Genomic DNA, 12,826 nt, shown 5'->3' on the forward strand with positions numbered 1-12,826 from the left:
ATTAGAGTTTGAAGCTGATGAAGCCGCGCATTGCAGTCCTCGGTTGCGGATACTGGGGCAGCAACCACATCCGCACCCTCAAGGCGCTCGGCGCGCTGCATGCGGTTTCCGATGCCAATCGGGCGCGGGCCGAAGGCTTTGCCAGCGAGCAGGACTGCCTGGCGATCGAGCCCGACCAGCTGTTCGTGCGTGATGATATCGACGCCATCGTCATGGCGCTGCCGCCGCAGTTCCATGCCGATCTTGCCGTGCGCGCCGCTGAGGCCGGCAAGGACGTGCTGGTGGAAAAGCCGATTGCGTTGACCGTGCCCGACGCCGAGCGCGCCGTGCAGGCGGCCAGGGACAATGGCCGCGTGTTCATGGTCGGCCATGTCTTGCGCTTCCATCCCGCCTTCGAGACGCTGAAGGCGCTGATCGACAATGGCGAGCTCGGCGAGGTCCGCTACATCCACTCGCACCGGCTCGGCCTCGGCAAATTCCACACCGAGAACGACGCACTGTGGGATCTGGCGCCGCACGATCTGTCGATGATCCTGGCCATCACCGGCACCGAGCCGATCGAGGTCAGGGGCGAGGGGGCGGCACTCCTCGACAATCTCAGCGATTTCGCGCATCTGCACATGCGTTTTCCCAACGGGCTGCGCAGCCATCTCTTCACCTCGCGGCTCAATCCCTATCGCGAGCGGCGGCTGACCGTGGTCGGCACCAAGGCAATGGCGGTGTTCGACGATGTCGAGCCCTGGGAGCGCAAGCTGGCCGTCTACCGCCACGCGGTGTGGCAGGACAGCGGCCAGTGGGCCTTCACCACCAACGAGCCGTCCTATGTCGCGGTCGGCCAGGGGATGCCGCTGACGCGCGAGCTCAAGCACTTTATCCAGTGTATCGAGACGCGGGCCGAGCCGCGCACCAGCGGCGAGGAAGCCATCAGGGTGCTGCGCATCCTGACGGCGGGTACAGTCACGCACACAAAGTCCTGAGACCGTTTCGAAACTCTGCTTTTAAGGCAGATCGAAACTAAAACTGTCTCCGAGAGGGTAGTGTTTACTCTGCGGGAATCTGCGCCGGCCTGGCTGCGAGCCGGCTGAGCATGGCTTCGGCCTCGGCGCCGCGCTCGGAGCGCTCGATGAAGCCGCCGCCGAAGACGCGGGCTTCGTTGCCGTCGTCGGAATAGAGCACGCAGGCCTGTCCGGGCGCGATGCCGGACTCGCCGTCGACCAGTTCGACAAAGGTGCTGCCGGCGCGGTGATGCAGCACGGCCGGGCGCGGCGGCCGCGTCGAGCGGACCTTGGCGAACAGCTCCATGCCGGCGGCCGGAATGTCGGACAGCGCGCGATCGCCCAGCCAGTTCATGTTGCGCAGATAGATCTTGTGGGTCTCCAGCGCCTCGCGCGGGCCGACGATGACACGGGCCCGGTCGGCGTCGAGATGGACGACGTAAAGCGGCTCGCCCGAGGCGATGCCGATGCCGCGGCGCTGGCCGATCGTATAGCGCAGGATGCCGTCATGGCGACCGAGCACGCGGCCGTCGATATGGACGATGTCGCCTGGGTTGGCGGCAGCTGGCTTCAGCTTGGCGATGATGTCGGAATATTTGCCCTGGGGCACGAAGCAGATGTCCTGACTGTCCTGCTTGGCGGCAACGGTCAGCCGCATTTCTTCGGCGATGGCCCGCACCGCAGGCTTGGACAGCCCACCCAGCGGAAAGCGCAGATAGTCGATCTGCGCCTGCGTGGTGGCAAACAGGAAATAGCTCTGGTCGCGGTCGACATCGACGGGCCGGAATAGCGCGCGGTGGGCGCCATTGGCCCCGGAGCGGATATAGTGGCCGGTGGCGAGCGCATCGGCGCCAAGGTCCTTGGCGGTGGCCAAAAGGTCGGCGAACTTCACCGTCTGATTGCAAGAGACGCACGGAATGGGCGTTTCGCCGGCGACGTAGCTTTCGGCAAACGGGTCGATGACCGCCTTACGGAAGCGCTCCTCATAGTCGAGCACGTAATGCGGAATGCCCAGTGTCTCGGAAACGCGGCGGGCATCGTCAATGTCCTGGCCGGCGCAGCACGACCCGGCCCGGTGCGTTGCGGCGCCATGGTCGTAGAGCTGCAGCGTGACGCCGACGACATCATAGCCTTCGCGCTTCAAAAGGCCGGCAACGACAGACGAATCCACACCGCCCGACATGGCGACGACGATGCGGGTGTTTTGCGGGCTGGCGGGAAGGTCGAGGCTGTTCATGGTTCTTTCGTTCTGCGCGGCGCTTCAATGGCAGTGGCGCGAATATAGGTCAACCACACCAGCGGCGCCAGCTTTGCGGCGGTGCCGATTTTGCGGGAAAATTGCGCGCCTGCCCGCCGTTGCCTCAAATGCCGATAAAAAGACTAACGCGGCGTTCATGATCCTTACCTACTCATTAGGGTTCGCTTAGGCAATTTTTAAAGCTGTGGCGGTAATGTGGTGGGGATTGGGTCTTTGAGTTTTTAGTAGAGAGTACGATGACCGATCTTGTTAGACCGCGAGTCAAATATGTTATTGGGCCTGACGGCAGCCCTCTTACGATTGCCGATCTTCCGCCGACGAATACACGTCGCTGGGTTATCCGGCGCAAGGCGGAAGTGGTTGCTGCGGTGCGCGGCGGGCTTTTGAGCCTCGACGAGGCATGCCAGCGCTACAAGCTGACCACCGAGGAATTCCTGTCCTGGCAAGCGTCGATCGACGAATACGGCCTTGCCGGGCTGCGCACGACGCGCATCCAGCAATACCGGCACTAGAGCCAGGACCACAACAGAAAAGGGCGCCGTAACCGCGCCCTTTTGCCTGTCGGTAATGCCTGCTTCAGACCGTCAGCACCACCTTGCCGATCGGCCTAGTGGCGAGAAAAGCGTGCGCGGCGCCCGCCTGTTCGAGCGGAAACGCCTTTGCCACATGGACCGCAAGCTTTCCCTCATCGACCAGTTTGCCAAGTTCGACGAGGCCTTCACGGTCGGGCACGACGGACATGCGCTCGACGCGGATCCCACGCGCAGCAGCCTTGGCTCGGGTGGTGTCGTGGATATTGAGCAGCGACACCAGGGCGCCACCGTCCTTCAGGACTGTCAGCGATTGGTCGGCATGGTCGCCGCCCATCGGCTCCAGCACCAAGTCGACGTCGCTGACCTCGGCGGTGAAATCTCGCTTGGTGTAGTCGACCACTTCATCGGCGCCGAGCGAGCGGACGAAATCGAGTTTCTTCGGGCTGGCGGTGGCGATGACATAAGCGCCGTGCGCCTTGGCGATCTGCACCGCCAGATGCCCGACGCCGCCGGCCGCAGCATGGATCAACACGCGCTGGCCGCGCTTCAGGCCGCCATGGCGGACAAGGCCTTGCCAGGCGGTCAGACCGGCCAGCGGCAGCGCGCCGGCATGATTGTGGTCAATGCCTTGCGGCTTCGGTGCGATTTCATCGGCCGGGGCCACAGCGAGCTCCGCATAGGCCGCGGCCTGCTTGGGAAAACGCGGCATGCCGAACACGGCGTCACCGACCCTGAGGCCGCCATCGACGCCTGGGCCTACCGCCTCGACCGTACCTGAAATATCCCAGCCCAAAGTGAAGGGCGGTTCGCCCAGCAATGGATAGTAGCCGGCGCGCACCGAGCCATCGACCGGATTGATGCCGGCAGCATGCACGCGCACGAGCACTTCGCCGGACTTGGGCGAGGGCGCGGGGCGATCGGCGATGACGAGGACGTCGGGTCCGCCGACTGAATTCTGGACAACGGCACGCATGGGAGGCTCCTGCTGGGGTTTCTGTGCCACTATCATTTGGATAGTAATATTCCCTTGTCCAGTATGTACCTTTTCCATATATAGGCACCTCATGGATAGTGATAATGATTGCGGCTCCGGCTATGACGCCTTCCAGCGGACGTGTCCTTCGCACGCCGTGCTCGAGATGCTGGCCAGCAAATGGGTCTATCTGACGGTTTGTGCGCTGCGCCGTGGCCGGATGCGCAATGGGGAACTGGCGCGTAAGCTCGAAGGCATCACGCCTAAAATGCTGACGCAGACGCTGCGCGTCCTCGAGCGCGACGGACTGGTGCGGCGCGAAATCTTTCCGGTGATCCCGCCGCGGGTCGAATATGAATTGACCGAACTTGGCCAGAACCTGGCGGGGCTGCTCACCCAGATACGCTCCTGGTCGGAAGAGCATGTGCCTGATATCAAGCAAGCGCGGGCGAGGGCGGCGGCGAACCAGGACGGGGATTTGACACGGGCCTGAAGCTGCGGCCGCCTTGCGGCCAGGTCAGCAGCGCCGGAGCCTTTTGGCGCGCTACACGCAAAGCAAAGCGCGGCGTCAGGCGGCGCCGGTCGGGTTAAAACCCTGCCGTCAGCCGATCATGGCGCTGCGACCGCCGAGTTCCGCGTCGCGGATCTTGGTGTCGCGCGATTCCAGCATCTCGGCCTTGGAAAGCTCCGCTTCAGCTTCGCCGAGTAATGATTCGGCAGCGCTTCGCTGCTGGGCGAGGTCGCTTTGAGAGTTTCTGAGGTTATCACGGCGCAGACGCGCCGCCTTGGCGAAGGTCGGATAGGCAAAATGATTGATGTCGGTGATGCCGGCCTTCTTCTCCTCGGCGGTGATCTGAAGCTCCAGTTCAACGGCCATGCGCTCGAACTCGGCGATCATCATGTCGAGCTGCAGCAGCTGCCGCCGCTTCTCATTCACCTGAAATTGCTTCAGCCGAACGAGGTTTTCACGTGACTTCATGATTCGGTACTCCCGGAAACGCACACCTGCACATATCGTCCAATCCGCCCGCCAGGGCCTGGCGCCGCCCGTATCCACCGGCATTCCCCGAACTATGGGAAACAAATCCCTAAAGTTTTTTGCCGGCGGTAACCATTCGTTTACGCGCATTGTTAATCATAAGGGCGAGGACTTAAGGCCGGGTAAAAATTCCGGCTCCCGATACGGAAGCCGGCCAGCGAGTCCCTTGAGTCACTTAGTCCGACTTATTAATGTGTTGCATTAGCGATTTGGTTCTGTGATTCATCATTAGATTCAAGAGGGTGTAGAAAGGGGTTAAAAAATCTGGTACCGTCCTTGGTGCGGAATTAGGTTTTGTTAACCATTCGATGGCAGCCTCTGTTCAGGCAATCACTGCTCCGGTCCCGGATGGGTTGTGACATGGTCCGGCGGCAGAAAAGGGGAATGAAATGCGCGTTCTGCTGATAGAAGACGACAGTGCAACCGCTCAGAGCATCGAGCTGATGCTCAAATCTGAAAGTTTTAATGTTTACACGACCGACCTCGGCGAAGAAGGTGTCGATCTCGGTAAACTTTATGATTACGATATCATTCTTCTCGACCTCAACCTTCCCGATATGTCCGGCTACGAAGTCTTGCGGACACTTCGCCTGTCCAAGGTGAAGACGCCGATCCTGATCCTGTCCGGCATGGCCGGCATAGAGGACAAGGTGCGCGGCCTGGGCTTCGGCGCCGACGACTATATGACCAAGCCGTTCCACAAGGACGAGCTGGTCGCCCGCATTCATGCCATCGTGCGCCGTTCCAAGGGCCATGCCCAGTCGGTCATCACCACCGGCGACCTAGTGGTCAATCTCGACGCCAAGACCGTCGAAGTCGGCGGCCAGCGCGTGCATCTGACCGGCAAGGAATACCAGATGCTGGAGTTGCTCTCGCTGCGCAAGGGCACCACGCTGACCAAGGAAATGTTCCTCAACCACCTTTATGGCGGCATGGACGAACCGGAACTGAAGATCATCGACGTCTTCATTTGCAAGCTGCGCAAGAAGCTCGACGCAGCATCCGGTGGCCAGAACTACATCGAGACGGTCTGGGGTCGCGGCTATGTGCTGCGCGAGCCGGAAGACATCCGCGTCAGCGCCTGAGCGAACACCATCCGATTGAACCATTGCAAAAAACCCGGCTCAGGCCGGGTTTTTTGCTGTCCTTTTTGGCCGAAAACGAGCCGAATCAGGCGGCAACCTTCAAGGTACGAAAACGTTCGAGCAGTTGCGTCCGGTTGAACGGCTTCAACAGATAACCCTGGGCGCCGGCGCGCTTTGCCTTCATGATCGAGGCAACATCGACCTCGACCAGTGAGATCAGAATCTGCGGTTTGATCGTGCTCTCCATGGCGCGAACCTGGCGAATGACGTCGACCGCTTGCATGTCCGGCAGGGCGCCGTCGACGACAATCACATCAGGCATCTCGGCAGCGCACATCTCGACAGCATCAAGTCCAGTTGCTGCTTCGATCACCACCATGTCGGAGCCGCCAAGAATCCGTTTTGCAACCTTTCTGATGACGCTCGAATCGTCGACAAACATGCAGCGCTTCATTTCCGGGTCCTCTTTGCCATGGGGCGAACCGGCGGCATCCGGGTATCGGGATGCACACTAGGCCGATCTGGTAAAGAAGCAGAAAAGCCGTTAGGTAAAGTTTTTACAAACATGTCGTTTGCAGCCCCATTCTGCAGGGGCGTTGCCGGCAATGAAACTTGCCTGTTCTGAATTGCCGCAAATATCAGAGGGAAAAGATACTTGATTGTTCTTGATGCTCGGCGTCCTGCCGAACGGCTTCGCTCAGGCCGCGGACAGCACGATCTCTTCGGCGGTCGCGTGAATCGAGATCGTCATGTTGGCCTCACGCGCCAGCAGCAGCGTGTAGTAGGGCTGGACGGTATGGGCGTCGATAGGCTCCTCGGGCTTGTTGCCGGAATGGAGTTCGAGGAATTTCGGCGGCACGCGCAGCATCGGGCCGCTTGCGGCAAGCGCAAAGCGCGGCTCGGTGTCGAGGTTTTCCAGCGTGACCACCAATCTGCCACCGCGCGGGATGGCGGCATTGGCGACGAGCAGCAAATTGAGCAGCAGCTTGACCTTGTTCTTGGGCAGCAGGGCGCGAACCCCGTTCCAGATCAACTCCGGCTTCTCGTTCTTCAGGAAGGCGATGGCGACGGACTCGGCATCGCCGGTGTCGATCATCATGCCCGCCGAACCGGCGGCACCGAAGGCGATGCGGGCGAATTGCAGGCGGGCCGAAGCGTTTCTGGCGCTCTGCCGGATCAGTTTCATGGCGTCTTCGTCGGCGCCGCCCTCGTCCAGGAGTTCAAGGCCGTTGTTGATGGCGCCGACCGGCGAAATGATGTCGTGGCAGACTCGGCTGCACAACAAGGCTGCGAGATCGGGTGCGGAGAGAGAGAAAAGCTCAGCCATCGGCGAAAAATCCCTGCTAAAATTCACATCCTGGTGGCCGCGCGGCCGACAGCCACGCTCACCACCCGAATCACGCTCTCTCCCCAGGCATTCTGAATACACAGCGCCCGAGCGTGCAGCAACAATCCACAATTCTTGTGAGAAAAACGGCATCTTTGCACAGGATGGGAGCCCGTGCAGACAGTCAGAAACAGCCTTCGAACCGCCATGTTCATGTGGGAGGTTAATGGTTGAAAAAGGATTACGGCATAGTTTGCCCGTAACAGTCATCCTTAACGGCCGCCTAAAGAGCCGGACGGGGTGCGAGGCGTCGGCGAAAGTGCTCCCTGACGGAGATTGGAAGCATGGTTTCCCGATTCTACGACCGGACGTTTGTCCGCGTCTTCTTCATGGCGATTGCCCTCATGGGCGCTCTCGCTTTCTCAACCTCTGCGTCGCGGGCACAGGAATACACCGCTCAGGAGATCGTCGATTCCGGTCACAAATTCTTCGGCGCGACGTCGGGCGGTCTCGCAACCGTCGTCGAGAAGATTTTTGCCTCCTACGGCCTGCCCAATGGCTATCTGCTCGGCGAAGAGGGCTCCGGCGCGCTGATCGGCGGCCTGACCTATGGCGAAGGCACGCTCTACACCAAGAATGCCGGCGACCATAAGGTGTTCTGGCAAGGGCCTTCGCTCGGTTGGGATTTCGGCGGCGAGGGATCGCGGGTGATGATGCTCGTCTATAACCTCGACGACGTCAGCAATCTCTACAATCGGTTCGGCGGCGTTGCCGGTTCGGCCTATGTCGTGGCCGGCGTCGGCTTCAACGTGCTGCAGAACAACAGGGTGCTGCTGGTGCCGATCCGCACCGGCGTCGGCGCGCGACTTGGCGTCAATCTCGGCTATCTGAAGCTGACGCAGAGGCCGACCTGGAATCCTTTCTGAGCGATTCCGACCACACTTCGACCCGATCAACAGATTCTGACCCGGTGCAGCTGCGGCAAACCCTTGCCGCAGCGCTGGATTTGCGTCATGCGAACATGGCAAAGTCCAGACTTGGCGGTTGCCGGATAGCGGCCCGCCCGTAACGGGTAGTCACCTTGGTTCAGTCGATCCTGTTCTTCGCCCTCGGCTTTCTGTGCGCAGGCTTTCTGGCGCTGCTGGTCGCGCCGGCCATCTGGCGGCGGGCGGTCGCGCTGACACGCAAGCGTGTCGAGGCGTCGGTGCCGCGAACGCTGGCCGAGATCCAGGCCGACAAGGACAGCTTGCGGGCCGAGTTCGCCATGACGACGCGCCGGCTCGAAATCAGCATCAAGACGCTGCGTGAGCAGGCGAATGAGCAACTCGTCGAAATCAATCGCGGCCGCGAGGCGCTGAAGGGCCTGGCGGTCGAGCGCAAGGACAAGAAGCAGGCGCTTTCGGAGCTCGGGGAAAAAAACGAATTGCTGCTGCATCGCGAGCAGCAGATACAACAGCTGTCGGACAGGCTTGCACAAACAGAGCGCATGATGGAAAAGCGCGCGCTCGAGCTGGAAAAGCTCGAGCATATGTACGACGACGCGTCCTTCTCCTCCAGCAATCGTCAGATCGAACTGGTGGCTCGCGAATCCGAGCTGGAAAAACTTGCCAACGACATTTCAGTGCTGCGCGGCCAGCGCAAGGAGGCCGACAGGCGCCGTCAGGAAGTCGTCGCCGAGGCCAAGGCCACGCGCGATGCCTTGAAGGCCGAAAAGAAAAGAACCGCTGATCTCGACAGAAAGCTCGAGCGTCTGCTCGCCACGCTTGCCGATCGCGAGGACAAGCTCGATCGCCGCGAAAAGGAACTGGCCCGGCTTCGCGAACGGGTGAAGGGCGAGGCTGCGGGAGGCGCCGCGGCTGCTGGCCTAGTTGGTGCGCAAGACAGCGCCCGCGCCAGGAACGAGGACATCGACAAGACGCTCGCCAAGCTCGAAGGCGACCGAGAGCGGCTCGAAGCCAGGCTGACGACGCTGGCCCGCGAAAACAAGCGGATGAAGGCGGAGCTTGGCGGTTCTGGATCCGCGAAGCCCGGGAATGGCCCCGGCAATGGCAATGATGCCGGTTCTGCCTTGCGCGAACAGATGAACAATCTGGCGGCTGAGGTCGTCCATTTGACGGCCAAGCTCGAAGGACCTGATTCACCGATCGCCAAGGCGCTGGCGGCGCCGCAGGAAACGCGGTCGGGAACCACCAGCCTCGCCGATCGCGTGCGGGCGTTGCAGAAGGCAGATTTGCCGAGCTGAGTTTCAAGCCCCGGCTTGGAATTGCCTGACTACGCCTATCAGGGCGAAAAATGGTGCAGCGCAATGGCTGACGCGGCAGCAACATTCAGGCTGTCGAACCCTTCCGACATCGCGATCCGCACCGTCCGCAGGCGGGCAAGCAGGCTCTCCGGGAGGCCCTCGCCTTCGGTGCCGAGATAGAGCGCCTGTCGTTTCGGTCGCGCGGCATCGCGAATGTCAGCCTCACCACGCGGCGACAAAGCGACCTGGCCGAAGCCCAACTCGCCGAGCTTCGCGATGAAAGCTTCAGTGTCGCCGAAGGACGCAAAGGGCACCTTCAACGTGGCGCCGACGGAGACGCGGATCGCCTTGCGATACAGTGGGTCGCAACAGGTGGCGTCGACGAAGACGGCATCGGCGCCGAAGGCGGCGGCATTGCGGAAGATCGATCCGATATTGTCATGGTTGGCGATGCCGATGAGAACGACGATCAACGCTTCGGCAGGCAAGGTGTCGAGCAAGGCCTCGGCAGGCTGTGGCGTGCCCTTGCTGCCGATCGCCAATATACCGCGATGCATGTGGAAGCCGGCGATCCTGTCCATGACGGCGCTTGCCGCAACGTAGACCGGCAGGTCGGCAGGGGCCTTGCGCAGGATGTCGTCGAGCCCGGCCAGCCGGTTTTCGAGGACCAGGACCGACTCCGCAGCAAAGCGTCCGGCTGACAGCAGGACGTCCAGCACCACCTTGCCTTCGGCAACGAACCGGCCATGGCGGCCGGTGAGATCGCGCTCGCGGATGTCGAGATAGGCGGCGACCCGTGGATCGCGCGCGTCGTCGATCTGGATCGGATCCATCAATACCTCGGCCGGCGAAAAATCGTCAGCGAGGTAAGGAGCGATCGGAGCCGCCAGTCAAGCCCTGCAGGTCAAGTCCCGGCGCGGCGCAGACGCGTTGCCATCTGGGACAAGTCGCCTATCCCGAAAATGCCGTCCAGCATGCGCAACAGTTCGCGCACCGCTTCGGACTTGCAGGAATAGTAGATCATCTGCCGGTCGCGGCGGGTCTCGACAAGATCGAGCGCCCTGAGCTTGGCCAGATGTTGCGACAAAGCGGACTGGCTGAGCATCACCTTTTCGGCGATGGCGCCGACCGACATTTCACCGTCGGCCAGATAGCTCATGATCAAGAGCCGCTTTTCGTTGCCCATAAGGGTCAGAAATGTCGCCGCCGATTCGGCATTGGCGATTAGTTTGGTCGAGACCATCGATGCCCCATGTTTTCCTGCTCATCCAAACGCTATGGGGGCAAATAGCGTTGGCTGCTATAATTCAGCTATGGATCACGCTGCTGATTCAGCGTCGCCTGAATCGTAGATCATTTCGCCCAAATCTCAAGACGTGCTTTTGATTCATGACGATTATCCTTGCGTAGCTGGCGCACGACCGGCTTTGGCCATGTCGACCAGAACCGGCCGCAGGTCGCGCGCGGTCTTCAATGGCTGCGGAAAATAGACCCTGCAAACGGTGTCGCCCGATGCCAGGTCGATGCCATCGGCATCGAAGCCGGTCATGGTCCAACCATCACCTTCAACCCTGGCGAAATGATGGGCATAGACGGCGATGGCGTCGAGATGGTCGGCATTCATGTGGTCGAGAGCGGATTGTTCGCTGGCGGCCAGCTCGTCAACGATCAACCCCTCGGTGATGAGATCGGCACGGTCGAGCAGGTAGGCCTTACCGAAGCCGCCATTCAGGCTGGCGCGCTCCGGCTCGAGGCGAAAGATCGAGAAATCGCCGAGCCCGGCATAGAGCTTTGCCTTGGGATTGCGGTTGAGATAGCGCCGCTCGGCGCGGGCATGCGCGCTCGACCCGCGTTCCAGCGGCTGCGCCCGGCAGACCAGCGTTATCCTGGGATGCGCCAGCGGATCGCCCTTGCCGGGTTCGCCGACAAGCAGCGAGCAGCGCGGCTCGGCAAGGATGGCGCCGGTATGGGCTGACAGCGCCGAGACAAGGATCAGAGGCGTGCCATCGATGTCGGTGGCGACTCCGACCCTGGAGGCCAGCGGTGCGCCGGTCGAAGGCTCGATCACCGCGAGGGCGCCGAAACGGGCGCTGCGGATCAGCGTTGCGGCCAGCCTGATCGCCTCGGCGTCCGTCGCGCGAATGACGTCCTTCTTCGGCTGGTCCAAAATGCCCACCAGGTAAGTTGATTTTCTAAATCCAGTTATTGGCCAATCATGCCGGCTTTGACAAGCGCTTTGATCTCGGCTGTCGAAAAGCCGAAGCGCGCCAGCACGGTCTGATGTCGCTGATCGTCATCTTCAGGCATGCCGGCAAGCGCCGGCTGCGAGGTCGAGAAGCGTGGCGCGGGTGCGGGCCGCTCGAGCGCACGGGCTTTCACAAATGCGTGACGCGCCCGGTTGTGCGGATGATCCCTGGCTTCGGCCAGCGACAGAACCGGCGCCACGCAGGGATCGCTTGCGGCAAACAGCGCGTCCCAGCCGTCGCGTGTCTTCTGCCGGAACCGGTCGGCAATGGCCGCGCGCATGTCCGGCCACAACGCCTTGTCGTATTGGCCGCGGACAAAATCCTCGCCGAGCGGCAGCAGCCTTGCGAATGCGGCGAAGAAGCGCGGCTCAAGGCAGCCGACCGCAACGTGGCGTGCGTCCGCCGTCTCATAGGTGTCGTAGAAGGGCGCACCGGAATCGAGCAGGTTGGCGCCGCGCCGGTCGTTCCACAGACCTGCCGACATGAAGGCGTGTATGGGGGCCGCCAGCATCGAAGCGCCCTCGACCATCGCCGCGTCGATCACCTGGCCTTTGCCGGAGCGCGAGCGCTCGAACAGCGCTGCAAGCACCCCGGCGATCAGCATCATGGCGCCGCCGCCATTGTCGGCGATCAGATTCAGCGGCGGCACCGGCCGGCCTTCCTCCCGGCCGATGGCGTGCAACACACCGGAATAGGCGAGGTAGGTGATGTCGTGGCCGGCGCGACCTGCGAGCGGCCCGTCCTGGCCGAAGCCGGTCATGCGGCCGTAAATCAGCGCCGGATTGCGCGCCAATGCAGCATCCGGGCCGAGACCGAGCCGCTCCATCACACCGGGGCGAAAGCCTTCGACAAACAGATCGGCCTTTTCGGCAAGGCGCAGCAGCAGTCCGTTCCTTTGGCCTGCTTGAGGTCGACGCGCAGGATGGAGCGGCCGTGACGGTCGAGATTGTACGCATCGGAGAGCGGCAGCAGGGGTTGGTCCGAACCGGTGCGCTCGATGCGCAGCACCTCGGCGCCCATGTCCGACAGCATCAGCCCGGCCAGCGGCACCGGGCCGAGCCCGGCCATCTCGATGACTTTCAGGTCGGCCAGCGGACCGGTCTTCACTGCGCCGGCCGCCATGGCCGT

At 62.0% G+C, this 12,826-nt stretch carries 14 protein-coding genes and 1 pseudogene; 6 read left to right on the forward strand and 9 right to left on the reverse strand.

Annotated features, from left to right (window positions below):
* Window positions 1-17 precede the first annotated feature (17 nt).
* Entirely contained in the window at window positions 18-977 is a 960-nt protein-coding gene (locus NKH35_RS00745; protein ID WP_023695851.1) for a Gfo/Idh/MocA family protein, read from the forward strand.
* Window positions 978-1,041: 64 nt separating this feature from the next.
* Here NKH35_RS00745 and mnmA read toward each other — a convergent pair whose 3' ends face one another.
* Entirely contained in the window at window positions 1,042-2,232 is a 1,191-nt protein-coding gene (mnmA, locus tag NKH35_RS00750) for a tRNA 2-thiouridine(34) synthase MnmA (RefSeq protein WP_352913097.1), read from the reverse strand.
* A 257-nt stretch (window positions 2,233-2,489) separates the two neighbouring features.
* Between mnmA and sciP the strand changes: the two genes are divergently transcribed.
* A complete protein-coding gene (gene sciP / locus NKH35_RS00755) occupies window positions 2,490-2,765 on the forward strand; it encodes a CtrA inhibitor SciP (RefSeq protein ID WP_013529904.1) in 276 nt (91 codons plus the stop codon).
* A gap of 64 nt (window positions 2,766-2,829) precedes the next feature.
* Here the strand turns inward: sciP and NKH35_RS00760 are convergent, their stop codons facing one another.
* The gene (locus NKH35_RS00760) at window positions 2,830-3,759 is read right to left on the reverse strand and encodes an NADP-dependent oxidoreductase (RefSeq protein WP_023825384.1); all 930 of its coding nucleotides are present in this window, start codon (window positions 3,757-3,759) and stop codon (window positions 2,830-2,832) included.
* A 91-nt stretch (window positions 3,760-3,850) separates the two neighbouring features.
* On the opposite strand from NKH35_RS00760, the gene NKH35_RS00765 reads away from it, so the two are divergent.
* Window positions 3,851-4,252, forward strand: coding sequence for a winged helix-turn-helix transcriptional regulator (locus NKH35_RS00765; protein ID WP_023669944.1), 402 nt, complete (start codon window positions 3,851-3,853; stop codon window positions 4,250-4,252).
* 108 nt (window positions 4,253-4,360) lie between these two features.
* Here NKH35_RS00765 and NKH35_RS00770 read toward each other — a convergent pair whose 3' ends face one another.
* Entirely contained in the window at window positions 4,361-4,738 is a 378-nt protein-coding gene (locus NKH35_RS00770; protein ID WP_023669945.1) for a flagellar export protein FliJ, read from the reverse strand.
* Window positions 4,739-5,187: 449 nt separating this feature from the next.
* On the opposite strand from NKH35_RS00770, the gene ctrA reads away from it, so the two are divergent.
* Window positions 5,188-5,883 carry a response regulator transcription factor CtrA gene (ctrA, locus tag NKH35_RS00775; protein ID WP_006203583.1) on the forward strand — a complete coding sequence of 232 codons (696 nt, stop codon included), beginning with the start codon at window positions 5,188-5,190 and terminating at the stop codon, window positions 5,881-5,883.
* 85 nt (window positions 5,884-5,968) lie between these two features.
* Here ctrA and NKH35_RS00780 read toward each other — a convergent pair whose 3' ends face one another.
* Both NKH35_RS00780 and chpT read right to left on the reverse strand, forming a co-directional pair.
* Entirely contained in the window at window positions 5,969-6,337 is a 369-nt protein-coding gene (locus NKH35_RS00780; RefSeq protein ID WP_023821625.1) for a response regulator, read from the reverse strand.
* Window positions 6,338-6,580: 243 nt separating this feature from the next.
* Window positions 6,581-7,210 carry a histidine phosphotransferase ChpT gene (gene chpT, locus NKH35_RS00785; protein WP_023669947.1) on the reverse strand — a complete coding sequence of 210 codons (630 nt, stop codon included), beginning with the start codon at window positions 7,208-7,210 and terminating at the stop codon, window positions 6,581-6,583.
* 389 nt (window positions 7,211-7,599) lie between these two features.
* On the opposite strand from chpT, the gene NKH35_RS00790 reads away from it, so the two are divergent.
* Together NKH35_RS00790 and NKH35_RS00795 are read left to right on the forward strand one after the other, a co-directional pair.
* On the forward strand, window positions 7,600-8,136 hold the full coding sequence (locus tag NKH35_RS00790; RefSeq protein ID WP_245259859.1) for a DUF1134 domain-containing protein: 537 nt from the start codon (window positions 7,600-7,602) through the stop codon (window positions 8,134-8,136).
* Window positions 8,137-8,291: 155 nt separating this feature from the next.
* On the forward strand, window positions 8,292-9,452 hold the full coding sequence (locus NKH35_RS00795) for a coiled-coil domain-containing protein (protein ID WP_352913099.1): 1,161 nt from the start codon (window positions 8,292-8,294) through the stop codon (window positions 9,450-9,452).
* A gap of 38 nt (window positions 9,453-9,490) precedes the next feature.
* Here the strand turns inward: NKH35_RS00795 and NKH35_RS00800 are convergent, their stop codons facing one another.
* The 4 genes and pseudogenes from NKH35_RS00800 to NKH35_RS00815 all read right to left on the reverse strand — a co-directional run bounded on the left by NKH35_RS00800 (window position 9,491) and on the right by NKH35_RS00815 (window position 12,820).
* Window positions 9,491-10,285 (reverse strand): TrmH family RNA methyltransferase, encoded by a 795-nt coding sequence (locus NKH35_RS00800; protein WP_023828145.1) that lies wholly within the window; start codon window positions 10,283-10,285, stop codon window positions 9,491-9,493.
* A gap of 71 nt (window positions 10,286-10,356) precedes the next feature.
* The gene (locus tag NKH35_RS00805; RefSeq protein ID WP_023669951.1) at window positions 10,357-10,695 is read right to left on the reverse strand and encodes an ArsR/SmtB family transcription factor; all 339 of its coding nucleotides are present in this window, start codon (window positions 10,693-10,695) and stop codon (window positions 10,357-10,359) included.
* 153 nt (window positions 10,696-10,848) lie between these two features.
* A complete protein-coding gene (locus tag NKH35_RS00810) occupies window positions 10,849-11,619 on the reverse strand; it encodes a HugZ family pyridoxamine 5'-phosphate oxidase (protein ID WP_023823373.1) in 771 nt (256 codons plus the stop codon).
* A 35-nt stretch (window positions 11,620-11,654) separates the two neighbouring features.
* A pseudogene (locus tag NKH35_RS00815) lies at window positions 11,655-12,820 on the reverse strand (CaiB/BaiF CoA transferase family protein).
* Between the last annotated feature and the right edge of the window lie 6 nt (window positions 12,821-12,826).

The sequence above is a fragment of the Mesorhizobium sp. M1143 genome, from assembly GCF_040318435.1.
Lineage (GTDB): Bacteria > Pseudomonadota > Alphaproteobacteria > Rhizobiales > Rhizobiaceae > Mesorhizobium.

Coding starts and splice junctions, on each gene's coding strand:
- NKH35_RS00765 (WP_023669944.1), top strand. CDS start 3,851: ATGGATAGTGATAATGATTGCGGCTCCGGCTATGACGCCTTCCAGCGG.
- sciP (WP_013529904.1), top strand. CDS start 2,490: ATGACCGATCTTGTTAGACCGCGAGTCAAATATGTTATTGGGCCTGAC.
- mnmA (WP_352913097.1), bottom strand. CDS start 2,232: ATGAACAGCCTCGACCTTCCCGCCAGCCCGCAAAACACCCGCATCGTC.
- NKH35_RS00770 (WP_023669945.1), bottom strand. CDS start 4,738: ATGAAGTCACGTGAAAACCTCGTTCGGCTGAAGCAATTTCAGGTGAAT.
- NKH35_RS00800 (WP_023828145.1), bottom strand. CDS start 10,285: ATGGATCCGATCCAGATCGACGACGCGCGCGATCCACGGGTCGCCGCC.
- chpT (WP_023669947.1), bottom strand. CDS start 7,210: ATGGCTGAGCTTTTCTCTCTCTCCGCACCCGATCTCGCAGCCTTGTTG.
- NKH35_RS00780 (WP_023821625.1), bottom strand. CDS start 6,337: ATGAAGCGCTGCATGTTTGTCGACGATTCGAGCGTCATCAGAAAGGTT.
- NKH35_RS00790 (WP_245259859.1), top strand. CDS start 7,600: ATGGCGATTGCCCTCATGGGCGCTCTCGCTTTCTCAACCTCTGCGTCG.
- NKH35_RS00745 (WP_023695851.1), top strand. CDS start 18: ATGAAGCCGCGCATTGCAGTCCTCGGTTGCGGATACTGGGGCAGCAAC.
- NKH35_RS00805 (WP_023669951.1), bottom strand. CDS start 10,695: ATGGTCTCGACCAAACTAATCGCCAATGCCGAATCGGCGGCGACATTT.
- ctrA (WP_006203583.1), top strand. CDS start 5,188: ATGCGCGTTCTGCTGATAGAAGACGACAGTGCAACCGCTCAGAGCATC.
- NKH35_RS00760 (WP_023825384.1), bottom strand. CDS start 3,759: ATGCGTGCCGTTGTCCAGAATTCAGTCGGCGGACCCGACGTCCTCGTC.